The following is a 25,882-nucleotide window of genomic DNA, read 5'->3' as shown; positions in this document are numbered from 1 at the left end:
TGGATCTTCGCGGCATTGGCCGTCTGTTTGTCGAGCTGGAACGAATCGTATGTTAAGTAATGTCCTGGCCAAATTACTGATCGTCGACGACCTGCCGGAAAACCTTCTGGCGCTCGATGCATTGATCAGGCGTGAAGACCGTATCGTCTACAAAGCCCTGTCCGCCGACGAAGCCTTGTCGCTGTTGCTGCAGCATGAATTCGCCATGGCCATTCTCGATGTGCAGATGCCCGGCATGAACGGCTTCGAGCTGGCCGAGTTGATGCGCGGCACGGAAAAAACCAAAAATATCCCGATTGTGTTCGTCAGTGCCGCCGGCCGCGAGCTTAATTACGCGTTCAAGGGCTATGAAAGCGGTGCGGTAGATTTCTTGCACAAGCCGCTGGACGTTCATGCGGTCAAGAGCAAGGTCAATGTCTTTGTCGACCTGTATCGCCAGAGCAAAGCGATGAAGCATCAGGTCGAAGCGCTGGAGCAAAGTCGCCGGGAGCAGGAGGCGCTGCTCAAACAGTTGCAGAACACCCAGAATGAGCTGGAGCAGGCGGTGCGCATGCGTGATGACTTCATGTCTATCGTGGCTCATGAAGTCCGTACGCCGCTCAATGGCCTGATTCTTGAGACCCAGTTGCGTAAAATGCACCTGGCCCGGAATAACGCTGCAGCATTCACGCTGGACAAGATGCACGCCATGGTCGACCGCGACGAGCGGCAGATCAAAAGCCTGATCCGCCTGATCGAAGACATGCTCGATGTATCGCGGATCCGCACCGGTAAGCTGTCGATCCGCCCCAGTCGGTTTGACCTTGTGCAACTGGTGAACAACCTTCTGCAGAACTTTGCCCCGCAGGTCGAGGCCGCCGAGTCGTCGATGACCTTGACGGCCGAGCAGCCGGTGGTGGGCCACTGGGACGAGTTCCGTATCGAACAAGTGATTTCCAACTTGTTGACCAATGCGCTGCGTTATGGTGCCAAGAGCCTGATCGACGTACGCGTGTACAATCAGGACGGGCAAGCGTGGGTTGAGGTTCAGGATCGCGGTATCGGGATCAGTGAAGAGAATCAGCAGCGCATTTTCCAGCAGTTCGAACGGGTGTCCGCCCAGTCCGTTGTAGCGGGGCTGGGCCTGGGGCTGTTTATTTCGGAGCAGATTGTCGCCGCCCACGGTGGCTCCATCACTGTCGAGAGCCGGATTGGCGAAGGCGCCTTGTTTCGCGTTTGTCTGCCGCTGCAGGAAAACAGCCCGATAAACGCAACCTCTGAGTGACCGCACGGTCGTATCAGCAGCTATTGACCGAACAAAGGCTTTCCATGAGTGAAGATGCACAAGATGTGGTACTGATCGTCGAGGATGACCCTTCGATCTTGATGGTGCTGTCTGCTTACTTGTCGGGTGAGGGGTACCGGGTGCTGCAAGCCGAGAACGGCGAGCAGGCCTTTGAAATTCTTGCGAGCAAGCCGCATCTGGACATGATGATCACCGACTTCCGCTTACCGGGGGGAATCACTGGCGTGCAGATCGCCGAGCCCGCCGTGAAGCTGCGACCGGAGCTCAAGGTCATTTTCATCAGCGGCTACTCGCAGGAAATTCGCGAGACCGACAGCCCGATCACCCGCAAAGCACCGATCCTGGACAAGCCCTTCGATCTGGATATGTTGCAAAAGATCATGCAGGACATGCTGTCCTGAAGACGGCGGGCCCCCGTAGGGGCTGCCGCAGGCTGCGATCTTTTGATCTTTTGATTTTTTTGGCGCTCGCGCGACGGCCCAGGATCAAAAGATCGCAGCCTTCGGCAGCTCCTACACGAGAATCTCTCAGATTCTGATCATCTCCCGCACCTTCGCCGTCAACAAATCGAAGGTGAACGGCTTGGTGATCATCTGCATGCCGGGGTCAAGAAAGCCACCGCGCACGGCGGCGTGTTCGGCATACCCGGTGATGAACAATACCTTGAGATCAGGCCGATACTGCCGGCCGATTTCCGCCAGTTGCCGGCCGTTCATGCCCGGCAGCCCCACGTCGCTGATCAACAGGTCGATTCGCTGACCGGAGTCGAGAATCGGCACGGCGCTGTCGGCGTCGCACGCTTCAACGAAGGCGTAGCCCAATTCACTCAATACGGCACTGACCAGAACTCGCACGGCGGGATCGTCTTCGACGATCAGCACGGTTTCGCCATCCCGGGCGTAAGGAGCGTGTTGGGCATCAACTTGGGTGTCCTCGAGCAGTTCCCCGCTGAAGCGCGGCAAAAACAGACTGACCGTGGTGCCTTTTCCGACTTCACTGTGAATGCTGACGTGGCCGCCAGACTGCTTGCTGAAACCGTAAATCATCGACAACCCCAGACCCGTGCCCTGGCCGATGGGTTTGGTCGTGAAGAAAGGGTCAAAGGCCCGGTTGATGGTGCTTTGCGGCATGCCGTAACCGGTATCGGTGACGCTCAGGACGATGTAATCGCCCGGTTGCAGATTGCTGTGTGCCGCGGTGAATCCCGTATCCAGATGCTGATTGGAGGTTTTGACCAGCAGCTTTCCGCCGTCGGGCATGGCATCCCGGGCATTGAGCACCAGGTTGAGCAGGGCGCTTTCAAGTTGGTTGGGGTCTGCCTCGGCGACCCACAGTTGCTCGTCCAGCTGCATTTCCAGGTGAATGCTTTCGTTGATGCTGCGTAGCAACAGCTCGCCCATGGACACCACAAGGGTGTTCATCTGCACCGGTTTTGAATCCAGCGACTGACGCCGAGAGAACGCCAGCAGACGATGCGTCAGACCCGCCGCGCGGTTGGCGGAGGTCACTCCAAGATCGATCAGACTGTCCAGGTCTTCGGTGCGTCCGCGCGCCAGGCGTCGACGCAGCAGTTCCAGGCTGCCGATGATGCCGGTCAGCATGTTGTTGAAGTCGTGGGCAATGCCGCCGGTGAGTTGGCCGACCGCTTCCATTTTCTGCGACTGCCTGAGGACCTCCTCGTTGAGGCGCAGTTGTGCGGTGCGTTCCTCGACCTGTTGCTCGAGGGTTTCCAGAGTGTTTTGCAGGCGCAGTTCACTTTGGCTCAGATCAATCAACCGGTCCCTGGCTTCATACTGCCGTCGTCGCCCGCGCAACGCCGTGGTGACCAGGCTGATCAGCGTGACCGGATGGAACGGGCGCTCAAGGAAAGTCACGTTACCCAACTGCGAACCAAGTCGCGACGCAGGGTTCTGCTCCGGGCCACCGTGGTGGGTCAGCAGCACGATCGGCAGATCCGACCACGCCGGTTGCTGTTCGATCAGACCCAGCAGCGGTTCAAGGTCGGCGCCCAATAAAGCCTCGCAAGCAATCACCAGCAGGCCGGCACCTAGCGACAGCTCATTGCACAACGCGCCCAGATCCCGGGTGATGACCCCGTCGAACCCTGCCTCGTTGAGCATCATCAGCGCGATCTGGCTGTCGCGTCCCAACGGCGCAAGAATGATCGCACGCTCGGACATTGCCTCCATGACCGTCACTGGGCATCTTCCTCAAGCAGCGGATTGCTCGCGCCCAGGTAAGTGGGCACACCACGCAATACACCCTGGAATGCATCCAGTGGTTTACCGATGGTCATGCCCTGGCTGCTGATGCGGTATTCGCGGATGGTCGATTCGTGGCTGCCGGTACGTTTTTTGATGATCGAGATCGCTCGGCGAACCTTGCCCAGGGCTTCGAAGTAGCGCAGCAGAATGACCGTGTCGGCGAGATAGGTAATGTCGACGGGGGCCTGCATGTCACCGACCAGCCCATGCTGGGCGACGGTCATGAATGTCGCGGCGCCTTGGCGATTGAGGTACAGCAGCAACTCGTGCATGTGCAGCACCAGGGCATTTTCTTCGGGCATTGCCGCTTGATAGCCGTTGATACTGTCGATCACCACTGTTTTGATATTGCGTTCATCGACACAACGACGAACCCGGTAGGAGAACTCGCCGGGGGACAATTCGGCGGCGTCCACTTGCTCGATCAGCAGATTGCCGGTGTCTTCCAGTGCCTTCAGGTCGATGCCGATGTTTTTCATCCGCTCGAACAGCAGCCCCAACTCTTCATCGAAAATGAACAACGCAGCCTTTTCGCCACGGGCCACTGCCGCAGCGGCGAAGATCATCGAGATCAGGGATTTGCCGGTACCGGCCGGGCCGAGGATCAGGGTGCTTGAGCCCGTCTCGATACCGCCACCGAGCAGGGCATCCATTTCCGGGATGCCACTGGTCAATTGCTGGCGGATATAGCGCCCGCGATGTTCGGCCGCCACCAGGCGCGGGAAGACATGCACACCGTCACCCATGATGGTGAAGTCATGGAAACCACCCCGGTACTTCTGACCGCGATACTTCACCACGCGAATGCGCCGGCGTTCGGCGCCGTAATTGGGCGTCAATTCTTCGAGGCGAATCACCCCGTGGGCCACACTGTGCACGGTTTTGTCGAGGGCTTCGGTGGTCAGGTCATCCAGCAGCAGCACCGTGGCCTCGTAGCGCACGAAGTAATGCTTGATGGCCAGAATCTGTCGGCGGTAGCGCAAAGAGCTTTGGGCCAACAGGCGGATTTCGGACAGGCTGTCGACCACGACGCGGGTCGGCTTGACCCGTTCGACCGCCTCGAAAATCTGTTTGGTGGCTTCGCCCAGCTCCAGGTCCGAGGAATACAGCAGACTCTGCTGTTGCTCGGCATTGAGCAGGCTTTCCGGCGGCGTCAGCTCGAAGATGTGGATGTTCTCATCCAGCTCCCAGCCGTGGGACAACGCCCCTTGGCGCAGCTCGCGCTCGGTTTCCGACAGGGTGATGTACAACGAGCGCTCGCCGGCACGGGCGCCAGCCAGCAAAAAATGCAATGCGACGGTGGTTTTGCCGGTTCCGGGTTCACCCTCCAGCAAGAACACGTGGCCGCGGGACAATCCACCGGCCAGGATGTCATCCAGACCTTCAATGCCGGTGGCGGCTTTTGCACTGATCAACTCGTTAGATGTAGACAAGAAATGCCCTCTCATGACTAGGGGAAGCGAGGCAGCAGGCTGCAAGTGCCTGAATGGACTGCCTGATCACTTGACCTTTCGCCGAGACGGCGGTTCACCTTTTCTTGCTCTGATTTGTAGCAGCCTTCGGCAGCTGCTACAGAGGCGATCTTTTAAAGCCCTTGCTGCAACGCCGGATCATCCGGATTGAGTTGCTCCAGCTGTGCCAGCAGGATCTGAACGTTCTGCAACTGTCCGCTTTCCTTCCAATAGTTGATCAGCAACACGCGCGCCTTGCGATCGGCCGGGTGGCGCTGGACGATTTCCTGTAGCTGGTTCTGCGCCGCTTCCAGCTCTTGCTCAGCATGCAGCGTGGTGGCCAGGTCGTAGCGGTAATCCTTGTTGTCCGGCTCAAGCTCCACGGCCTTGGACAGGCCGAGCAGGGCGAATTCACTTTGCCCGTGATGCAGCAACCAAAGCCCCAGCGCATGTTGCAGGTAGGCCGAGTCAGGCTGGGCCTTTAACTGTTTCGCCAACAATTGCCTGGCGGCATCGCTTTGGCCCTGTTTATCCAGCACTTCGATCTGCATCACCAGTGCCGGCAGGTTACCGGGCTCCAGTTGCAACGTGCGTTCCAATGCCTGCTGCGCATCCTTCAGCTCGGCATTGTGCAAATGCAGGCGCGCCAGTTGATATTGTGTTTCGGCGCTTTCCGGCTGACCCTTGAGGAGTTGCTCCCAGGCATCGATGGCTTGCTCCAAGGGGCCGAAATACAACCCCAGCTCATCCGGCGTCAGGCCCAGCAAGGCATTGACCGCCGCAAACCGCACGCTCGGATCGCTGTCATCGAGCAAAGGCCCCAGCAACAGGCTGCGCTGCCCACTGGGCACCAACCCATTGATGCTTTTGATCGCTGCGATGCGCACATCCGCCGAGGGGTGTTGCAGGTCCGCATCCGCCAGCTTCAGGGCTTGCGGGCTTGGGTAGTTGGGCAGTTCTGCATGCAGCCAGACACGGCGCTTGGTCGACAGGTCAGGACGACCCAATTGCTGATAAAGCACCCGCGCCGCGCCCGGTTGACCCGTGCGTGCCTGGGCCAGTGCTTCGCTGTAGCCATGCTTGATCGCCGCCGGCACCACGGGTGTCGTGCTACGCAGGAAAAACCAGGCGAGGACGAGGGCAAACAGTACGCAGAGGCTGATGAGCAAGTAGCGGCGGGACTGAGGCATGCAGGAATCCGGGAGCTGGCAGGCTTTTGCAAAGCCTCCAGCTTCGGTCAGGCCGGGCTGTGAGTCAAACCCAAGCTTAGTTCAGCACGTAGTCGACGGGCTCAAGGGCGGGTGGCAACGCGGTTTGCCCCAGTGCTGCCAGCACTTCGCGCTCCAGCATGCGCATAATTGCATTGCACGGCAGATCGTTCTCATCGAAGCCGAACGGGTCTTCCAGATCGTCGCCGATTTCGTCGAGGCCAAAAAAGGTGTAGCTGACAATGGCGGTGATCACCGGTGTCAGCCAGCCAAGGGGTTCGGCCATGGCAAATGGCAACAGGATGCAGAACAGATAAATGGTGCGGTGCAGCAACAGGGTGTAAGGGAAGGGCAGTGGCGTGCTTTTGATTCGCTCACAACTGGCCTGGACCTGGCTGAGGCTGACCAGTCGGGTTTCCAGTTGGGTATAGCGCCATTCACTGATCTGGCCGCGCCCGGCCAACGCTGAACACCGAGCACCGATTCGCTGCAAGAGTGCGTCGGTGATGTTCGGGTGCTTTGCGTCTACGGCTTCTTGCGTCCACGGTTTGATCGCGCTCATCTCGTTTTCAAAGCGCAGGCGGGCGATCAAGCCATGGGCGAAGCCGCAGAGTTCACGCAGCAGAAGTTCACGTTCGGCCGCAGCCATCAATCCTTGGGTTTCGCGAATCAACGAGCGTACTTCGATGATCAGTTGCCCCAGTTGCTTGCGACCCTCCCACCAACGGTCGTAGCAAGCGTTGTTGCGAAAGCTCATGAAGATCGACAGCGCCAAGCCCAGCAGGGTGAAGGGTGTGGCATTGACCTTGGAAAAATAGGCCGGGTGCCAAGTCTCCACCAATACAATGACCGACGCGAGCAGGGTCACCAATAGACTGCGCAAGGCAATGCGCTTGGCAATCGAGCCTTTAAGGGAAAACAACATGCCGATCAGGTTCGGCTTGGGACGCACAATCATGGGCAGCAACTTTATATAGAGAGTGGCGCTTTCGCAGCAGTGTCAGCCTAAGGGGCGGAGGAAGGGCCGTCCAATTGCTATGGCTGACGAACTAATCGACAGGCTCTATCAAGGTAGGCGTATTCATCAGCGAATTTGCCTACAGGTTTTGTCGACACCGAAACCTGTCGAGGCACTGAAGCAATGACTACGCTTGCTGGAGATGACTCAATGAGCGCTCCCATGCAACCACTGCTTCAATATTTCAAGGCGATACTCAACCCCGGACGAGAAGTGCTGCTGTTCGCCCTGAGAACCATTGTGGCCGGACTGCTGACATTGTATCTGGCCTTCCTGTTCGACCTTGAACAGCCCAAGTGGTCGATCATGGCGGTGGTTATCGTCAGCCAGCCATTGGGCGGCATGGCCTTGGCCCGAAGTTTCGGCCAGGTCATCGGCACCACGCTCGGAGCAGTGGTGGCGGTGTTGATCATGGCGATCTTTCCCCAGGCGCCCCTGCCTTTCATCCTCACCCTGGCCTTGTGGTTGGCATTCTGTACCGCCGGCGGAACCTTGTTGCGCTACACCAGTTCCCAGGCATTTGTCCTGAGCGGGTACACGGCGGTGGTCGTGGCGCTGCTGGCGGTGCCCGATCAGGAGGGCACGTTCCTGCTGGCCGTCACTCGTGTGACCGAGACGCTTTTGGCGGTGGCTTGCGTGTGCGTGGTCAGCCTTCTCACGGCGCGGCCGGAAGCGGTGGCGCGGGATTACTTCGCCAAGATCGATCAGGTCATCAAGCTGCTCGCGACCCACGCTGCTGCCGTCATCCGAACCGAAGAAAGCGAAACCGATTTCCATCGGCGGCAAATGCAACTGCTCGGCGCAATCAGTGCTCTGGAAGGGGTACGTCGGCATTTATATTACGATGCGCCACGGTTGCGCAGCGCCAATAGTCTGGTGCAGTTGCTCGGCAATCAACTGGTGCTGCTGACTTCGCGGTTGACGGCCCTGCGTCACCAGCGGCTATTGCTCACCGAACGCTGGGAAGGCGCATTGCCGGAAGAGATACAGCGTTTGCGCGCCGAAGAACTGGCGTTTCTCGATGAGCTGGCCCTGCAAGGGCGTTCACTGTCGACCGAGGCGCGGCACCATTTTTCCGCGCTGCAACAGCGTTTCGATGACCAGGCCTACAAGGCCGAACAACTCACCGAGACGATGCCTGCCACCCTGCGTTCATTGGCCTGGGCACTGCGCTGGGAGCAGGCACGGATGTTAGAGCAACTGGCGCAGATTCTGGAACTGAGCGACGCGATTCAGGAAGGGCGTGAAGCCAGTTGTGTGTTCCGTGGCCAGGAAAATCCGCTGCATTTGGACTTCACTTTGGCGGCAATGAATGCAATCCGGGCATTTGCCGCGTTGCTGGTGGCCGGTCTGATCTGGATCGAGACTGCTTGGGACGGGGCCCGTGGTGGGATGATTGTGGTGGGGATTCTCTGTTCGCTGATGGCGACTTTTCCGCGACCGTTGCTGGCCGCGCAAAGCTTTGCCAGGGGGCAGGGTCTGGCTTTGGTAGTGTCGGCGCTCTATCTGTTCATGCTGGTACCGATGATCAGTGACTTCGAGTTACTCGCCTTGTTGCTTGCCCCATTGCTATATGCCGTCGCGGTGGGGCTGGCCAGTCCGTCAACCACGGGTACAGGCATTGGTCTTGGGCTGACGACCATTCTGTTGCTGGGTCCGCAAAACACAGAAATCGGCCAGAACAGTGCCATTCAGTGGTTCGAGTTTGCCGGTGCGTATGTCAGCGCCTCCGCGCTGGCGCTCAGTGTCTACGCCTTGATCTTCCCGTTCAGGCCCGTTTTGCGGATACGCCGGCTGTTCAATGAAAACTGCGAGCAGGTTTACGCTTTGCTGAAGACGCCGGCCACCGATGAACAGCAATTTACGTTTGAAAGCCGTATGGTCGATCGCCTGACCATGATGCTGGGACTATTGCCGGCGACCAACGACAAGCACTCCAGCGAGCTGTTCGAAGTCAGCCTTGGGTGCATGGCACTGGGTGTGGCCTTGAACCAGCTCAGGCAACAGGGGCAAAGCAACACGTTGCTGAGTACAGAACAGCAAAACCGTTTGCTGGCTGCCGTGCGTGAGACAGGACGATTGATCTCTGGGCGGCCCGGGATTGACCTTGAGCAGTTGCTCGCAAACTTGCGTGTCTTGGGCGATGAAATGGACGACTTGCATTTAGATGTTCATGAACACCTGTGGTCGGTATTCAGGATGCGCGTGGCGTTGTTGATCGTGGTGTCGTTTCTGGAACGACATCGCAAATACTTTCAACCTGCTCAAACGGAAGGAGAGCCAGCCCTTGCCCATTGATTTTGAATTGGGGGGCGTCTACTTGCCGCCGATTGCCCAGGCGTTACTGCTGGCCCTGCCGATTTTCCTTTTGCTGGACTGGGTCTTGCGCCGCTTTGGCGTGCTGCGTTTTGTCTGGCATGAAGCCTTGTTCGAAGGTGCGCTGTACGCGTGTGTTTGCGCGACGCTGATTCTGGTGATGGGAGCTTGATGCCTTGAAGAAGATCCTTGCCCGACTCGTGACTGTGGCGGTGGTATTGCTGGCCTTCGTGCTCGGCTGGTTCGCCTGGGAACATTACACCCGCGCCCCCTGGACCCGGGATGCGCGGGTTCGCGCCGATGTGGTGACATTGTCCGCCGATGTCTCGGGCCGCATCGTCAGCCTGAGCGTTCAAGACAACCAGCATGTTACGAAAGGCCAGTTGCTGCTGGAGATCGACCCGGCTCGTTATACGCTGGCGGTGGAGCATGCCAAGCGTGCGGTGGAAGTCGCAAAAGCCACGCTGGGCCAATCCGAAGCGACGATTGTCTCCAGCGAAGCGCTACTCAGGCAGCGCCAAAGCGAAGAACGGCGCCGTCGAACCCTCAAACAGGGTTTCGCGATCTCCGGCGAAGAATGGGAAAAATCCAGTACCGAAGTGGCTGTGGCGCAGGCGGAGCTGTTGCGCAATCAGGCGAATCTGGGCCTGGCACAAGCCAATGTGCAGCTGGCGATCGCCGCATTGACCCAGGCTGAACTGGACTTGCAACGCACGCGGGTCGCAGCGCCGGTCAGTGGTTACGTGACCAATCTGCTGACTCGTCAGGGTGATTACGCCACTGCTGGAGGGGCGTTATTGGCACTGGTGGACAGCGACTCGTTTTATATCAGCGGCTACTTTGAAGAAACAAAACTGCCACGAATAGAGGAGGGCGACCGGGTAAAGGTCGAGTTGATGAGCGGCGAGACCTTCGGCGGCACCGTGCAGAGCATCGCTTTTGCTATCGCCGACCGCGAGAACTCCCCCGGCAGTCGCCTGCTGGCCAACATCAACCCCAGTTACACTTGGGTGAAGCTGGCGCAACGGGTGCCGGTACGGATTCAAATCGACGCCGACTATGTCGCCAAAAACCGCCTGCGTGCCGGGACCACGGCCACCGTGACTGTGGAAGATCACCGAGATAACAAGACAACACACTAACCCCATGTGGTAGCGGGCTTGCTCGCGAAGAGGCCGGTACATCCAATAGATATTCTGCGGCTGATACATCGCATTCGCGAGCAAGCCCGCTCCCACAGGGGGGGGTGACTCCAGCACGGCGTGCAGACAAAAAAAGCCCCGCGACCGAATGAGGCGCGGGGCAAAAGAATTGGTTGGTTGCGGCCAACCAAAGGAGCTCTATAAAACGTTACTTGCTGGCGACCGTCTCTGGTTGCCAGCCGCCGCCAAGGGCTTTGTAGATCGCGACAATGCCGCGATACAAATCGACTTCGGCCTGGGCCTGGGTGTCTTCGGCTGCGAGGCGCTCACGCTGGGCATCGAGCAGCACGAGGAAGTCCACGGTGCCTTCGCGGTAGCGAATGTCGGCCAGGTCCGCGGCGGCGCGGCTTGATTCGCTTTGACGAATCAGCGAGATCAGGCGCTGCTGACGTTTGCCGTAATCGCTGAAGGCGTTTTCCGATTCTTCCAGCGCCAGCAGTACTTGCTGCTCGTAGGTCGCCAGGGCGCCTTCGGCTTCAGCATCGGCGCCGCGCAAACGGGCGCGCACACTGCCCAGGTCAAACGCCGCCCAGGTAATGCTTGGGCCCAGTGCCCAAGCGTTGGCCGCCGAGGAACCGATCTGCGACCCGCGCCCGGCGGTGAAACCGAGGAAGCCGCTGAGGCTGACCCGCGGGAACAAATCAGCTTTGGCCACGCCGATGCGGGCGGTGGCGGCCGCCAGTTGGCGTTCGGCGCTGCGAATGTCCGGACGCCGTTGCAGCAGTTCGCCCGGATCACCAATGGGCAGTGCCTTGGCGATCGCTGGCAAGTCTTTTGGACTCAGGTCGACGGTCAGCTTGTCTGGACGCTCACCCAGCAAGGTGGCGATGCGGTTGCGCTGACGAACCTGTTCGGCCTGCAGTTGCGGCACGCTGGCTTCGACAGAGGCCAGGCGTGCATCGGCGCGAACCACGTCCAGCTGATCGCCGACACCGGCATCACGCAGGCTTTCGGTGATCTTGCGCGACTCCTGCTGGTTGTTCAGGTTGGCCAGGGCGATCTTTTCCCGCAACTGTGCGCCGCGCAGTTGGCCATAGGCGTCCACCAGTTCGGCAATCATGGTGACTTGCAGTTGGTAAAGATCGGCTTCGGCGGCCTGCTGTTCAGCGTCGCTGGATTCCAGGTTGCGCTGGATGCGACCGAACAAGTCCAGTTCCCAGGCCATGTCCAGGCCCAGGTCATAGCGTTCACTGCTGACGCGTTTAGTGGTCTGGCCGGGAATCTGTCCTTTGGCCAGATCACTGCTGGCGCGGCTGGTGATGGTCGGCATGGCGTCATTGCTGGCGTCATCGCGAATCGCCCGGGCCGCTTTCCAGCGAGCGAAGGCCACGCGCAAATCACGGTTGCCTTGCAAGGATTGCGTCACCAACTGGTTGAGGGTCGGATCGTCGAACTGCTGCCACCAGATACCTTCGAAACGGGCGCGGTCGAAGTTCTTCTGACCGGCGCTGCCATCGGTGGCGGCCGTGATGTTGGCCGCCTCCGTGGTTGGGGTTTTGTAGTCCGGGCCGACGGCACAGGCACTCAGGGCCAGCACCAGAAGGCTCGGCAGGAAGGCTTTCAGGCTCATTGTTGCGCCTCCAGTTGCTTTTCCAATTTCAGTGCCTTGGCCGCTTTGCGCGCTTCACCGCGCTCCACAAAGTTACGAATCAGTACGTAGAACACCGGCGTCAGCAACAGACCGAAGAAGGTCACCCCGAGCATCCCGGAGAACACCGCCACACCCATGGCATGACGCATTTCAGCACCGGCACCGCTGGAGAAGACCAGAGGCACCACACCCATGATGAACGCGAAGGAGGTCATCAGGATCGGCCGCAGACGCAGACGGCAAGCTTCCAGCACCGCTGCCAGCGGGCCGAGGCCTTCTTCCTGTTTATCCTTGGCAAACTCGACGATCAGAATCGCGTTCTTACAGGCCAGTCCCACCAGTACGATCAAACCGATCTGGGTGAAGATGTTGTTGTCACCGCCCGAGGCAATCACACCGGTAATGGCCGACAGCAGGGTCATCGGTACGATCAGGATCACCGCCAGTGGCAGGCTCCAGCTTTCGTATTGAGCCGCGAGTACCAGGAACGCCAGCAGTACGCAGAGCGGGAACACGAACAGCGCCGTATTGCCGGACAGAATCTGCTGGTAGGTCAGGTCGGTCCACTCGTAGGTCATGCCGTTGGGCAATTCGTCCTTGAGCAGTTTCTCGATGGCTTTCTCGGCCTGGCCGGAGCTGTAGCCGGGGGCTGCGGCACCGTTGATTTCAGCGGTGATGAAGCCGTTGTAGTGCATCACGCGGTCCGGCCCGGAGGTGTCGCTGACCTTGATGAAGGTCGCCAGCGGAATCATCTCGCCCCGGTTGTTACGGACTTTCAACTGACCGATCTGGTCCGATTCGAGACGGAACTGCTGCTCAGCCTGAACGTTGACCTGATAGGTGCGACCGAAGCGGTTGAAGTCGTTGGCATACAGCGAACCCAGGTAGATCTGCAGGGTGTCGAAGATGTCACTGACGGCAACGCCGTGGGTCTTGGCTTTTTCCCGGTCAATGGCGGCATCGACCTGCGGCACGTTCACTGTGTAGCTGGTGAACAGGCCGGCCAGTTCCGGCACGCTGTGGCTTTTGGTGATGATGTTCATGGTTTCTTTGTACAGCTCGTCATAGCCCAGGTTGCCCCGGTCTTCGATCTGCAGGCGGAAACCACCAATGGTGCCCAGGCCTTGTACCGGCGGCGGCGGGAAGATCGCCATGTAGGCTTCCTGAATCCCGGCGTACTGGCCGTTCAATGCACCGGCAATCGCACCGGCGGACATGCTCGGATCCTTGCGCTCGTCGAACGGTTTCAGGGTCACGAACACGATGCCGGAGTTAGGGCTGTTGGTGAACCCGTTGATCGACAGACCCGGGAAGGCCACCGCGCTTTCCACGCCAGGCTGTTTCAGGGCCAGGTCGGACATGCGCTTGATCACGTCTTCGGTACGGTCCAGGCTCGCGGCATCCGGCAGTTGCGCGAAGGCCACCAGGTATTGCTTGTCCTGGCCAGGTACGAAACCGGTCGGGGTATTGGAGAAACCGAAGAACGTCAACACCATCAGGCCGGCATACACAAGCAGGGCGATACCGCTGCTGCGGATAACCCGGCCCACGGTGCCGACATAGCCGTGGCTGGCCTTGTCAAAGAAACGGTTGAACGGACGGAACAACCAACCGCCGAAGATTTTGTCCAGAACCTTGGAAAAACGGTCTTTCGGCGCGTCATGACTCTTGAGCAATACCGCAGCCAGAGCCGGCGACAAGGTCAACGAGTTGAAGGCCGAGATCACGGTCGAGATCGCAATCGTCAGGGCGAACTGTTTATAGAACTGCCCGGTCAACCCGGAGATGAACGCAGCCGGGATAAACACTGCGCACAACACCAGCGCCGTCGCGATGATAGGGCCGGTCACTTCACGCATCGCACGCTTGGTGGCTTCTACAGGGGCTAATCCGAGCCCGATGTTTCGCTCGACGTTCTCCACCACCACAATCGCATCGTCGACCACGATACCGATGGCCAGTACCAGCCCGAACAGCGACAGGGCGTTCAATGAGAAGCCGAACAGGTGCATCACGGCAAACGTACCGATCAGCGAAACCGGCACCGCCACCAATGGGATGATCGAGGCGCGCCAGGTTTGCAGGAACAGGATCACCACGAGCACAACCAGGATCAGCGCTTCGAAGAGGGTGTGAACCACCGCTTCGATCGAGCCGCGCACGAAGATTGTCGGGTCATAGACGATGCTGAAGTCCATGCCTTCCGGGAAGTTCTTCTTCAGCTCGGCCATTTTCTCCCGAACATCGTTGGAGATCTGGATCGCATTGGAGCCAGGGCGCTGGAAGATCGGGATCGCCACCGCCGGCTGGTTGTCCAGCAGGGAGCGCAGGGCGTATTGGCTGGAGCCGAGTTCGACGCGAGCGATGTCTTTCAGACGAGTGATTTCACCATTTTCGCCGGAGCGAATGATGATGTTCTCAAACTCTTCTTCGGAAACCAAACGGCCTTGCGTGTTCACCGACAGCTGGAACGCGGTGGCATTCGGCGCAGGCGGAGCGCCCAGGGCACCGGCCGCCACTTGACGGTTCTGTTCACGAATCGCGGTGACCACATCGGTGGCGGTCAGGTTACGCGAAGCAGTCTTGTTCGGATCGAGCCATACCCGCAGCGAGTAATCGCCCATACCGAACAGCTGCACGTCACCGACACCGCCCAGACGCGCCAACTCATCCTTGATGTTGAGCAAGGCGTAGTTGGACAGGTAAAGCATGTCGTAGCGTTTGTCCGGCGAGGTCAAGTGCACAACCATGGTCAGGTCGGGCGACGCCTTGTCCACAGTGATACCGATGCGCGTCACTTCCTCGGGAAGTTTGGGCTCGGTCCGGGTCACGCGGTTCTGAACCTGCACCTGCGCGTTGTCCAGGTCGGTGCCCAGTGCAAAGGTGATGGTCAGCGTGATCTTGCCGTCAGCGGTGGACTGCGAGGACATGTACAGCATGTTCTCGACGCCGGTGATGGCTTGCTCCAAAGGAGCGGCCACGGTTTCACCGATGACTTTAGGGTTGGCACCCGGGAAGTTGGCACGGACCACAACGGTCGGCGGCACGACTTCCGGGTATTCGCTGATCGGCAACTGGAACAGCGAGATGGCGCCGGCGATCAGGATCAGCAGCGACAGTACCGCTGCAAAGATCGGCCGTGAAATGAAGAATTGGGAAAAATTCATCGTAGAGATCCCTTAACCGCGTGGAGTCGCAGCAGCCACTTTCACAACCGTACCCGGCGCGACCTTGGCAGGTGCGACTTGGGGCAGGTTGCTGGCTTCCAGCGCTTGTCGTTGTTGAGCCAGCGCCGCGAGGGTTTCCTGGCTGGCCATCGGGATCACTTCAGGGGTGACCGGTGAACCAGGGCGAACCCGTTGCAAACCCTTGACGATGATGGTGTCGTCTTTGTTCAGGCCGCTGCGCACGATGCGCAGACCTTCGATCTTTGGACCCAGCTCGACAGGGCGATAAGCCGTTTTGTTGTCGGCATCCATCACCAGCACGAACTTTTTACCCAGGTCGGTACCGACCGCTTCGTCGTTGATCAACACCGCGGAGTAAGTGCCGCTGCCCACCAGTTTCAGGCGTGCATAAAGACCCGGGGTGTAGGTGCCGTCGCTGTTGTCGAACACCGCGCGACCGCGGATGGTGCCGGTCTTCGGGTTGACCTGGTTGTCGACGAAGTTCATCTGGCCCTGGTGCGGGTTGCCGTCTTCATTGGACAGGCCGAGGTAAACCGGCGTGGTTGCGCCGCGTTGGCCCTGGCGGGCGAGCTGGGTGTATTTAAGGAAGACACGCTCGTCGGCGTCGAAGTAGGCGTAGACCTTGTCGGTAGACACCACGCTGGTCAGCGCGGTGGTATCGGCGGTCACCAGGTTGCCGGCGGTGATTTCCGCACGGCTGACACGGCCGCTGATTGGGGCCGTGACGCGGGTGAAGCTCAGGTTCAGTTTGGCCAGGTCCAGTTGGGCCTGGAGGGCGCCGACGGCGGCGCGGGCTTCTTGAGCCGCGCTGGTGCGCGAGTCGGCGAGTTCGGCGGAAATCGCGTTGCTGGTGCGCAGGCGTTCACCGCGCTGGGATTCGTTTTCGCTGCGGGTGGCGGTGGCGCGAGCTTGGGCAACCAGGGCTTCGAGGCGGCGGACCTCAGCCTGGAAGGGGCGCGGATCGATCTGGAACAGCAGGTCGCCTTTCTTGACCAACGCGCCTTCGGTGAAGGCCACATCATCGATCTGGCCGGAAACCCGTGGACGAATCTCTACCGTTTCCGGCGCTTCAAGGCGCCCGGTGAATTCGTCCCACTCGTTGACCGGTTGTTCCAGCACCTTGGCCACGCTGACTTTGGCCGCGGGCATCGTGGCGGCAGCGTCCGGGGTCTTGCCGCAGGCGCTCATCACCAGCACGGCCAACAAGGCCAAGGGGAAGCGCAAATGTTTGAGTGACTGTTCCATGGATGCATCCGCCAATGTATTGAGATGGACGGATGATGCTTGGCGGGGTTGTATGGCACGAATCGAATGAACCGAAGGTAACTATCATTCGGAATGATATAAGTTCATTGCAAGCCCTCTAGCATGCACCTCCCATTAGGGGCCTTTCAAATGAATTGATGACAATTGTGTGTTGCGGGGAATGCAAAGGTTGGCTTGAAACCGAGTCTTGGCGGGCGGGTTCGGCCAACTCTGCCTGTGCTCTCTGAATTCAGCTACGGAATCTGAGCGTTGTTGAGGGGGCTTCGCCGTAGCGTCTTTTATACTCCTGAGCAAATCGCCCCAGATGAGCAAAACCCCATTTGAAGGCGATATCTGTGACCGAACAATCTTGTTGCTGGCGGCAAAGTTCAAGGTGCACTTGTTCCAGCCGTAAATTGCGCAAGTAGGCCATGGGCGTGGTATCGCAAAAGTCGCGGAAGCCGGCGAACAGCGTGCGAACGCTCACACCGGCATGTTCGGCCAATTGCTCGATGCTCAGCGGTTGGTCGGCGTGAGCGCGCATGAATTCTTCGGTTCTTTTAACGAAGTGGGGTAAAGGCGCTCTGGGTCTGCTGGCACAGTCCAGTCGTTCTCGAAGATTGTTCGGCTGGCCGTAAACCAGAGCATCGAGCAGCATTGACTCGAACTGCTTGAGTACCAGCGAATGATGCAGTGGATGGTCATCCAGCTTGATAGCGTCTGCCAAAATGCTGATTAGCTGGAGAAAGTAGTGACCGCCAGGCGTGGTCAAGTCGAGTTCTGGATCGAACTCCAACGGTCTTTCCAAATTGTGTCCCAGATGCTGGACGCAATGGTATTCGACTTCACTGCGCTCGATCCTCAAGGCCAATTGTGGCGCGTTAGCCTCCCAGCTCATCGACAACGGCAGATTAGGGGAGATCAGCGAGGCCCGTTCCGGCGTGGAAATGAAGTCATGTCCTGCGCATTGAATGCGTGCTTGTCCCTTGATGGGTACCTGGATCAGGAAAAAATCCTCGAGGCGACCAGGGTCGATAAAGACGTTGACGCCGTATTCCAATCGATTCAAGGACAGTCGCCCACGGTTGATGTGGTGCATCCGTGCGCTGACCCGCTCGGTGCTGTCGATGCAGCGCAATTCGTGGTTTTTGAAGACGCCGCTGACGCCCTCGCGGATGCCCTCCAGATCATTGAGCAGAAACAATTGGTTTTCCGGGGTGAACAGCGACGCACTGTCGAAAAGGCTGGCGCAGCGCTGTGCGATGAGATTCTGACTCATGGTCACCTCAGTTGCATGCACGATTCAAGGCATGTCGCACGGTGGTGTTACCCAGGTTTTGCAGGATCTGGATGATCGCTGCGTTATCCGGATAACCCGTGTGCATGTCCGTTTCTTTTTGTGCCCTTATTGGGCTTTCTGCCTAAGTCAGCAATTGGTGTGCCAAGCGACGACAGTGGCATTCTGACGCAGCGTGGCGTAGTCGGTAATTCTTAGAATCCTCCCGCAAATCCTGGACGTCCAACTTTTTTTGGAGGGGCGAGGCATAGGTGAATGTGGCAAAGGCGTCGACACATTTTCGCAGCTCGCGGACAACGACAGCATCAGATGGATAGTGCTGGCAAGGGTAGGGTCGCACCATGACTTCAACGCTTGTTGATTCGTTGAAGCCGCCAGACGGCGAGGTTGAACGCCATGAACATTACCCATACACAGCCTGTTCCAAGCGCTCATCAATGGCGCAACTGGGACGACCTGGAAAATGCAGACGTTCAGCCTGGCAGCCATCTCATCACGTCAAGACGTCGTTACTACCACCATGGAATTTATCTGGGCGGGCGTCGAGTCGTGCACTACGCAGGCTTTCATAAAGGTTTTCAGGTCGGTCCGGTCGAAGTGTTGGCATTGGACTGTTTTGCTGGCGGGCAACCAGTGTGGGTCGACGATGCCCCGATGTCTCAGTTCGACGGTGAGGAAGTGATCCGCCGGGCACTCTCGCGCCTGGGGGAAAATCACTACCGGTTGCTGACTAATAATTGCGAGCACTTCTGTAACTGGTGCCTGTACGGCAAAAGCAGCAGCGAACAGGTTCGCGGCTTCATGACCCATCCATTGGCACTGCTGCGGCTGGTGCTGCAAAGCCTGCCGGATAACTTCCTGCAGGCCTCGGACAAGCGTTGCACTCAGCGGATAGTCGGTGCAGCAGAAGGTGCCCAATATCACATCCAACGTTCCTGAGCCCTTGGAGATTCGAGATGAAAGGCCAATATGTCAGCGTGCCGGTTCCGTCCGGCGGTCAGTTCCAGGCTTACCTTGCGACCTCTATCGATGGTCGCGGTCCGGGTGTGGTGCTTTGCCAGGAAATCTTCGGCGTTAACCAGGCTATGCGTGAAGTTGCCGACCTGTTGGCCGAGGAAGGTTATACGGTGCTGGTTCCGGACCTGTACTGGCGCCAAGAGCCTGGTGTCGATTTAGGTTACACCGAAGCGGAGTTCGGTCGTGCCTATGCGCTCTACCAGGGCTTCGACGAGGCGCTGGGCATTGATGATATCCGTGCCAGTCTGAAGGCATTGGAGTCATTGCCTCAATGTAAACCGGGGGACCTGGGCGTTGTCGGCTATTGCCTGGGTGGCAAGCTGGCTTACCTGGCGGCCTGTCGGTTGCCTGAGGTGGCCTGTGCCGTTGGCTACTACGGCGTAGGAATTGAAACCGCGCTCTCGGAAATTGAAGGACTTCAAGGGCGTCTGGTGCTCCATATGGCCGAACAGGATCAGTTCTGTCCAGCAGAGGCCCGCTCCGCGATCAAGGAGGCCCTTGGCGATAAAAAGGGTGTTGAACTCTACGTTTATCCGGGCGTTGATCACGCGTTTGCTCGCCCCAGCGGTCATCACTACCACAAGCCATCAGCGCTTCTGGCCCACGAGCGGACTGTTGCCGCATTACGCAGAGAGCTAGGGCCAGACTACAACCTCTCTGACCTGTGGGATGAGCATGTCCGTCACGAGTTCGATACCCGGGACGTACCTGCCACCATGGCGACCATGGTCGCTGAACCTTACGTCAACCACATCCCGACCATGACCGGTGGCGTGGGTGCTAAAGAGTTGAGCCGCTTCTACCAGCATCACTTCGTCCACGGCAACCCCAAGGATATGGCGTTGACGCCACTGTCTCGCACAGTCGGTGCATCACAGATCGTCGATGAATTCATCATGAGCTTTACCCATGACGCCGAGATCGACTGGATGCTTCCCGGGGTGGCGCCCACCGGGCGCTACGTCGAGATCCCGATGCTTGGCGTAGTCAAGTTCCGCGGTCCGAAGCTCTATCACGAACACATCTACTGGGATCAGGCCAGCGTGCTGGTTCAGATCGGCCTGCTTGACCCGACCGGACTACCCGTAGCGGGTGTGGTGACTGCGCAAAAGTTGCTTGATGAGTCACTGCCCTCCAATACGCTGATGCCGAGTTGGGCTTCCAGCGCTGACAAGCCGGTGTAAGGGGAAAGACATGTCTCATCTACAGAATAAGGTCGCCGTGATCAGCGGTGGCGCAACCCTGATTGGTTCCGCCGTCGCACGGGCGCTGATGGATGCCGGTGCTGTTGTTGCGCTGTTCGATATCGATCGTGAAGCAGGTCTCAGGACGGCGTCCGAGCTCGGTGAGCGAGCCGCATTTTTTCATCTCGATGTAACGGATGACGAACTCATTGCCCATGCAGTCGAAGACGTTCGGGCACGTTTTGGTGGGGTCGACCTGTTGATTAATCTCGCCTGCACCTACAGCGACCAGGGCTTTGCTTCCAGCCGCCAGGATTGGCTACAGGCACTTGATGTGAACCTGGTTTCAGCCGTGGCATTAACTCAAGCGGTGCATCAGGACCTTAAAGCCCGACGTGGTGCGATTGTCAATTTCACGTCCATCTCGGCCAAGTGTGCCCAGACCGGGCGCTGGCTTTATCCAGTCTCGAAGGCCGCCATGGTGCAGCTGACTCGCTGCATGGCGATGGACCTGGCCGCCGACGGTATCCGCGTTAATTCGGTGTCGCCAGGCTGGACCTGGTCGCGGGTGATCGACCACGCCAGTGGTGGTAACCGCGAAAAGGCTGATGCGGTCGCCGCTTCCTATCACCTGTTGGGCCGTCTGGGAGAACCCGGCGAAGTGGCCAATGTGGTTGCGTTTCTATGTTCGCCAGCCGCCAGCTTTGTGACGGGTGCGGATTATGCCGTCGATGGAGGCTACTCGGTCATGGGACCGGAACAGAACCTGCCGGCGATACCACGGCTTGCTGAGTAACACCGAACACTAACAAGAAACCCTGTTCGGCGACTGCCGAATGCTGCACCTGTAACCGTCGATAACCAGGAGAATAACAATGCGTCGAATCGCCATCGTCGGAGCCGGTCAAGCCGGCCTGCAACTCGCTCTAGGCCTGCTCGCCAAGGGCTACCATGTGACCCTGGCCACTAATCGTAATGGCGAGGACATTCGCAACGGTAAAGTGATGTCCAGTCAGTGCATGTTCAACGCCGCCCTGCAAAGTGAGCGTGATTTGGGCCTGAACTTTTGGGAAGACCAGTGCCCGGCCGTAGAAGGTATTGGCCTGGCAGTGCCTGACCCAGAGAAGCCAAACGAGCCACTGTTCAGCTGGAGTACCCGGCTGGAACGCTACGCCCAATCAGTCGATCAGCGCCTGAAAATGCCAGTCTGGATGGACGAGGTCGTGAAGCGTGGCGGCGAGGTCATTATTCAGGATGTCGGTGTGGCCGAGTTGGAGCTTCTGTCGACTAGCCATGACCTGGTACTGCTGGCGGCGGGTAAGGGCGAAATCGTCAATCTGTTTGAAAAAGATGCCGAGCGGACTCAGTTTCAGCAACCGCAAAGAGCGCTGTCATTGACCTATGTGAAGGGCATGACACCGATGTCGCCGTTTTCCCGGGTCAGCTTCAACTTGATTCCCGGTGTAGGCGAGTACTTTGTGTTTCCTTGCCTGACGACCACCGGACCTTGCGAAATCATGGTTTTCGAAGGAATTCCGGGCGGGCCGATGGATTGCTGGCAGGGGATTACGTCTGCAGAGCAACATCTTGAGAAAAGCCTGGAGCTGATCAATCGCTACGTCCCTTGGGAAGCGGAGCGCTGCCGCTCCGTGGAAATGACCGATGACAAGGGCTTCTTGTCCGGCAGATTCACGCCGATGGTGCGTAAACCGGTATTGACGCTGCCGTCTGGCCGCAAGGTCTTTGGCATGGCCGATGCTCTGGTAGTCAACGACCCGATTACCGGCCAGGGTTCGAACAATGCCGCCAAGTGCAGCAAGGTTTACCTGGATGCGATTGTTGCTCGTGGTGCGCAAGATTTTGGCCCGGACTGGATGCACGACACTTTCGAGCAGTACTGGAGCTATGCCCAGCATGTGGTCAAGTGGACCAACACCATGCTGACTCCACCGCCTCAGCATCTGCTGGAATTGCTGGGCGCCGCCAGCCAGTCAAAACCCCTGGCTTCGGCCATCGCCAACGGCTTCGATGATCCGCGCAATTTTGCACCTTGGTGGTTCGACGCCCAGTCTTGCCAAGCCTTTATTCAGGAAAAGACTCGTCAGGCCGCTTGAGCCGCCATCGAGCCAGGAGTTCATCATGAATGCATTTAGTCCAGAATCTATCCAACACGAACTGGTCAACGCACAAGACTGCGACCCGCGCGAACTGCGTAATCTGCTCGGGAAGTTTGCGACCGGTGTGACCGTTATTACCACGCGCACCCCTGACGGGCGCAATGTTGGCATGACCGCCAACTCCTTTTCATCGGTATCGCTGGATCCGCCACTGGTGCTTTGGAGTATTTCTCGCAACGCTCCGAGCCTGGCGGACTACCTGTCGTGTGGCCATTTTGCAATCAATATCCTGGGTGCTGATCAGCACGATCTTTCGGGACGTTTTGCGCGGCCCGCGCCAGATAAGTTCTCGGGTGTGGCGTTTAAGGCCGGGGAGGCTGGAGTACCGCTTCTTGATGGCGTGATCGCGACCTTGGTCTGCCGCAACGTTACGCAGTATGAGGGGGGTGATCATCTGATTTTTCTTGGGCAGATCGAGCACTACCGCCACGGCACAGGCGAGCCGCTGGTGTTTCATTGTGGACAGTATCGAGTGGCGTCGGAGCATCCAGGATTGAGTCGATAATTTAAGAACCCCGAACTTCGCCGCTATTTCAGAGTGGCGAAGTATTTGTTACCGCTGAAAACATAAAGTTGCGGTGTGATCGCAAGTATTCGCTTTATTTCCTGAAGGTGTTGAGTCTGACTGTTGCTTGTGCAATGAGGATTCTGCGTTTGTACGTTAACGGATGGCCTTGCCTGCAGATTGCAACTTTCGACTGCTCTACCTTTAGCCTGGCTGTAAGTGGAGAGCGTGATGAAAATAAAAATAAAACTGCTGTCGGTGTGCATTCTGGGATCTGGCTTTTCGGGATTTGAAACGGTACAGGCGTATGACCTGCCCGTGGTCAATTTAGGTTTCACCAGTTTTCTCGATGGCGGCCCACCCGCTGGATCAGGTTGGTACTTCCAGGAGTACTTCCAGAGCTACAGCGCCGATCGGCTGCGCGACAAAGACGGCAAGGCGCTGGGGCTACCCAAGCAACAGCTGGATTATCAAGTGGCTGTCACTCAACTGACGTACTTGTCCGACATTCGCATAGGCAATGCCGCACTGGGTATGAATGCCTTGCTGCCCTTTGTGACGCGGATGGACGTCGATGACGGGCTGAACAATGCAGCGATAAAAGCTCAAAGTGGCTTTGGTGATTTGCTGTTGGGACCGATGATTCAATTTGATCCGATTATGGGGCCCGATGGCCCGCGCTTCGTTCATCGCATTGAATTGCAGGTCAATTTGCCCACCGGCAAATACGATAGCAAACACGATGTTAATCCCGGGGCTAATGCCTGGTCGTTTAATCCGTATTGGGCGGGCACCTATTGGTTCACGCCAAAATGGACGGCGTCGGTGCGAGCGCACTATCTCTACAACGGCAAAAACAACGACCCGGGGCCAGGCTTTGGCGATGCCGGCGACATCCAGGCCGGACAGGCTCTGCACGCCAACTTTGCAACCGAGTATGCCGTCACGCCACAGCTGCGCCTGGGCATCAACGGTTATTGGTTAAAGCAGATCACCGATACCAAAGTGGACGGTCATGAAGTGTCTGGACGTCGAGAGAAGGTCTGGGCCATCGGACCGGGTGCAATGTACAGTTTCTCGAAGGATGACCATGTATTTTTGAATGCGTACTTTGAGCAAGACGTAGAAAACCGTGCTGACGGCAGCCGTGTGCAAATGCGTTACATCCATCACTTTTAAGACCGCGAAACTCCTGCTCCTTTGGCGTTCGATACCTTTGGTCTTTTGCCTGCCCCACGCGGCAGGCATTTTTTTTTCTGCTTCCGGGACTTTTCGATCATGCCCGCATCGCCCTTATCATCCGATACCGCCGTTCTGATCTGCCGCACTGATTTGCGAGGACGCATCAGCCATTGCAGCGAAGCATTTGTCGCGCTCAGCGGCTATTCAAGCCAAGAACTGACTGGTCAACCTGGTAACGTGCTTCGGCATCCGGAAATGCCGGCACAGATTTTCAGTAACCTGTGGCAAACGTTAAAGCTTGGCCGGCCCTGGATGGGCCTGATCAGGAACCGTCGTCGAGACGGTTCAGCCTATTGGTTGAGCGCATACATCAAACCGGTGTTCGGCCTCGATGGCATAGAGGCCTATGGTGCGGTTTATAGCGTACCTTCCGAGCAACAACGTGAGCGAGCGCAAAAGCTCTATGCTCGCTTGAATAGCCAGGATCCGGTCGTGCGATGGAATATCGGGCGTTTGCCTGGCTGCGCACTGCCGGCGGTACCCTTAGGTTTTGTCCTGTCCGCCGGGCTTTGGCAACTGGACGCTTTTGTCGCTCAGAGCGCGTTGATCGTAGTGGGGCTGGGGGCCATGGCGGCTTTTCAGGAGTATCGACAAAGTCGAGCTCTCCAGCGTGTTTTCTCTGCACATCCGAAAGCATTCACTGAACCGTTAATGGCGCAAATGTACAGTCGCGAGCAGGGTGCCGCAGCTCAAGTGGATATGGCCTTGGTCGCGCAAGAGGCTCGTCTGCAAAGTGCTCTGTCGCGGATTGGCAGCACCGGCCTGGTGGTACAGCAGCGGGTGCTGGAGCTCGGGCAACTGATCCAGGCCGAAACCCTGCGCCTTGAACGTCAGCGCGATGAAACCGATCTGTCGGTGACAGCGCTCACTGAACTGGCCGCGACGATTCAAGAAGTTACTGGCAATGTGCAGGCCACCCATCTGGCGACCACCCGGGCCGTCGATCTGGCCAACCATGGGGAGCAACTATCCGGTCAAAGCCTGAAAGCAATGCAATTGCTCAATACATCCGTGGGCGACACCGCCATGGCCGTTCAACAATTGGCCAGTTCTACGGAAGCGATCAGTCATATCACCAACATCATCAGTTCGATTGCCGGACAAACCAATCTGCTGGCACTGAATGCGGCAATAGAGGCGGCGAGGGCGGGGGAAGCGGGCAGGGGCTTCAGTGTAGTGGCCGATGAGGTGCGGCAATTAGCGACGCGAACCCAGGAAGCGACACAACAAATTCAACCGCTCTTACTGCAATTGCGCGATGCCACCGAGCTGACGGTGCAACTGACTGATGCCGGGCGTGAGTTTGCCTCAAACAGCACCCTTGAAGTCACTTCGGTGCAGGACAACCTGGCGGGTGTGAACTCATCCCTCGCACAAATTTCCGGCATGGGCATGCAGATCGCGTCTGCCATGGAGCAACAGTCCCAAGTGGTGGAAAGTTTGTCGCAACAGGTATTGCAGGTGGCTGAGCTGTCGACGGGTAGTGTCGACAAGGCGCTGGATGGAAAACGCATCAGCGAGGACTTGCAACGTCAGGTCGAAGCACTGTGTCATCTGGCTGAACGCTTTGATCAATGATTTGCCAGGTTCACTAAAAGTGTCTAGTCCTGAAATAGGTTTACACCTGTTTCACCCTAACGCCCGATGCACCGCATCGGGCGTTTTGTATTTCAAAGACAGGTGCGGACGCTC

General features: G+C 58.2%; 20 protein-coding genes and 1 pseudogene. 13 read left to right on the top strand and 8 right to left on the bottom strand.

The window, feature by feature from the left end; translation table 11 throughout:
- Window positions 1-49: 49 nt before the first annotated feature.
- Together ACZ9IM_RS15205 and ACZ9IM_RS15200 are read left to right on the top strand one after the other, a co-directional pair.
- Window positions 50-1,264 carry a hybrid sensor histidine kinase/response regulator gene (locus ACZ9IM_RS15205; protein ID WP_476224364.1) on the top strand — a complete coding sequence of 405 codons (1,215 nt, stop codon included), beginning with the start codon at window positions 50-52 and terminating at the stop codon, window positions 1,262-1,264.
- A gap of 44 nt (window positions 1,265-1,308) precedes the next feature.
- Window positions 1,309-1,686: a response regulator gene (locus ACZ9IM_RS15200; protein ID WP_476224363.1), complete on the top strand. Its 378-nt coding sequence runs from the start codon at window positions 1,309-1,311 to the stop codon at window positions 1,684-1,686.
- A gap of 126 nt (window positions 1,687-1,812) precedes the next feature.
- Here the strand turns inward: ACZ9IM_RS15200 and ACZ9IM_RS15195 are convergent, their stop codons facing one another.
- The 4 genes from ACZ9IM_RS15195 to ACZ9IM_RS15180 all read right to left on the bottom strand — a co-directional run bounded on the left by ACZ9IM_RS15195 (window position 1,813) and on the right by ACZ9IM_RS15180 (window position 7,166).
- Entirely contained in the window at window positions 1,813-3,483 is a 1,671-nt protein-coding gene (locus tag ACZ9IM_RS15195) for an ATP-binding protein (protein WP_476224362.1), read from the bottom strand.
- Window positions 3,480-4,982 (bottom strand): ATPase domain-containing protein, encoded by a 1,503-nt coding sequence (locus tag ACZ9IM_RS15190; protein WP_008069933.1) that lies wholly within the window; start codon window positions 4,980-4,982, stop codon window positions 3,480-3,482. Before ACZ9IM_RS15190 ends, ACZ9IM_RS15195 begins: the two co-directional genes overlap by 4 nt.
- A gap of 152 nt (window positions 4,983-5,134) precedes the next feature.
- The gene (locus tag ACZ9IM_RS15185; RefSeq protein ID WP_476224361.1) at window positions 5,135-6,190 is read right to left on the bottom strand and encodes a tetratricopeptide repeat protein; all 1,056 of its coding nucleotides are present in this window, start codon (window positions 6,188-6,190) and stop codon (window positions 5,135-5,137) included.
- A 76-nt stretch (window positions 6,191-6,266) separates the two neighbouring features.
- Entirely contained in the window at window positions 6,267-7,166 is a 900-nt protein-coding gene (locus ACZ9IM_RS15180; RefSeq protein ID WP_476224360.1) for a bestrophin family protein, read from the bottom strand.
- A gap of 210 nt (window positions 7,167-7,376) precedes the next feature.
- Here ACZ9IM_RS15180 and ACZ9IM_RS15175 point away from each other — a divergent pair, with 210 nt between their 5' ends.
- The 3 genes from ACZ9IM_RS15175 to ACZ9IM_RS15165 are packed head-to-tail and all read left to right on the top strand — an operon-like array spanning window position 7,377 to window position 10,684.
- On the top strand, window positions 7,377-9,524 hold the full coding sequence (locus ACZ9IM_RS15175; protein WP_476224359.1) for an FUSC family protein: 2,148 nt from the start codon (window positions 7,377-7,379) through the stop codon (window positions 9,522-9,524).
- Window positions 9,514-9,714 (top strand): DUF1656 domain-containing protein, encoded by a 201-nt coding sequence (locus ACZ9IM_RS15170; protein WP_007905582.1) that lies wholly within the window; start codon window positions 9,514-9,516, stop codon window positions 9,712-9,714. Before ACZ9IM_RS15175 ends, ACZ9IM_RS15170 begins: the two co-directional genes overlap by 11 nt.
- A 4-nt stretch (window positions 9,715-9,718) precedes the next feature.
- Complete coding sequence (locus ACZ9IM_RS15165) at window positions 9,719-10,684, top strand: HlyD family secretion protein (protein WP_427624562.1); 966 nt, start codon at window positions 9,719-9,721, stop codon at window positions 10,682-10,684.
- A gap of 208 nt (window positions 10,685-10,892) precedes the next feature.
- Here the strand turns inward: ACZ9IM_RS15165 and ACZ9IM_RS15160 are convergent, their stop codons facing one another.
- The 4 genes from ACZ9IM_RS15160 to ACZ9IM_RS15145 form a co-directional block, all read right to left on the bottom strand.
- On the bottom strand, window positions 10,893-12,314 hold the full coding sequence (locus tag ACZ9IM_RS15160) for an efflux transporter outer membrane subunit (RefSeq protein WP_476224358.1): 1,422 nt from the start codon (window positions 12,312-12,314) through the stop codon (window positions 10,893-10,895).
- Window positions 12,311-15,502 (bottom strand): efflux RND transporter permease subunit, encoded by a 3,192-nt coding sequence (locus ACZ9IM_RS15155; protein WP_476224357.1) that lies wholly within the window; start codon window positions 15,500-15,502, stop codon window positions 12,311-12,313. The genes ACZ9IM_RS15160 and ACZ9IM_RS15155 overlap by 4 nt, the downstream gene beginning before the upstream one ends.
- Before the next feature lie 12 nt (window positions 15,503-15,514).
- Window positions 15,515-16,768, bottom strand: a complete 1,254-nt coding sequence (mexE, locus tag ACZ9IM_RS15150) for a multidrug efflux RND transporter periplasmic adaptor subunit MexE (RefSeq protein WP_007905572.1) — start codon at window positions 16,766-16,768, stop codon at window positions 15,515-15,517.
- Window positions 16,769-17,018: 250 nt separating this feature from the next.
- Window positions 17,019-18,047, bottom strand: coding sequence for an AraC family transcriptional regulator (locus tag ACZ9IM_RS15145; protein ID WP_476224356.1), 1,029 nt, complete (start codon window positions 18,045-18,047; stop codon window positions 17,019-17,021).
- A 414-nt stretch (window positions 18,048-18,461) separates the two neighbouring features.
- Here ACZ9IM_RS15145 and ACZ9IM_RS15140 point away from each other — a divergent pair, with 414 nt between their 5' ends.
- The 8 genes and pseudogenes from ACZ9IM_RS15140 (at window position 18,462) to ACZ9IM_RS15105 (ending at window position 25,768) form a co-directional block, all read left to right on the top strand.
- On the top strand, window positions 18,462-19,004 hold the full coding sequence (locus ACZ9IM_RS15140; protein ID WP_476224355.1) for a lecithin retinol acyltransferase family protein: 543 nt from the start codon (window positions 18,462-18,464) through the stop codon (window positions 19,002-19,004).
- 17 nt (window positions 19,005-19,021) lie between these two features.
- Window positions 19,022-20,266, top strand: coding sequence for a dienelactone hydrolase family protein (locus ACZ9IM_RS15135; protein ID WP_476224354.1), 1,245 nt, complete (start codon window positions 19,022-19,024; stop codon window positions 20,264-20,266).
- 10 nt (window positions 20,267-20,276) lie between these two features.
- Window positions 20,277-21,062 (top strand): SDR family oxidoreductase, encoded by a 786-nt coding sequence (locus ACZ9IM_RS15130; protein ID WP_476224353.1) that lies wholly within the window; start codon window positions 20,277-20,279, stop codon window positions 21,060-21,062.
- Window positions 21,063-21,141: 79 nt separating this feature from the next.
- Complete coding sequence (locus ACZ9IM_RS15125) at window positions 21,142-22,380, top strand: styrene monooxygenase/indole monooxygenase family protein (RefSeq protein ID WP_401170546.1); 1,239 nt, start codon at window positions 21,142-21,144, stop codon at window positions 22,378-22,380.
- 25 nt (window positions 22,381-22,405) lie between these two features.
- Window positions 22,406-22,948, top strand: a complete 543-nt coding sequence (locus tag ACZ9IM_RS15120) for a flavin reductase family protein (protein WP_007905566.1) — start codon at window positions 22,406-22,408, stop codon at window positions 22,946-22,948.
- 231 nt (window positions 22,949-23,179) lie between these two features.
- The gene (locus tag ACZ9IM_RS15115) at window positions 23,180-24,127 is read left to right on the top strand and encodes a SphA family protein (RefSeq protein WP_429543134.1); all 948 of its coding nucleotides are present in this window, start codon (window positions 23,180-23,182) and stop codon (window positions 24,125-24,127) included.
- A gap of 99 nt (window positions 24,128-24,226) precedes the next feature.
- Window positions 24,227-24,526, top strand: a pseudogene (locus ACZ9IM_RS15110) (PAS domain-containing protein); the annotation flags it as partial.
- Between the two features lie 231 nt (window positions 24,527-24,757).
- Window positions 24,758-25,768: a methyl-accepting chemotaxis protein gene (locus ACZ9IM_RS15105; RefSeq protein WP_476224458.1), complete on the top strand. Its 1,011-nt coding sequence runs from the start codon at window positions 24,758-24,760 to the stop codon at window positions 25,766-25,768.
- Window positions 25,769-25,882: the final 114 nt, after the last annotated feature.

The organism is Pseudomonas sp. TE12508, from assembly GCF_056279485.1.
The sequence above is the reverse complement of the archived record's forward strand: the minus strand, read 5'-3'. Positions and strand labels throughout refer to the sequence as shown.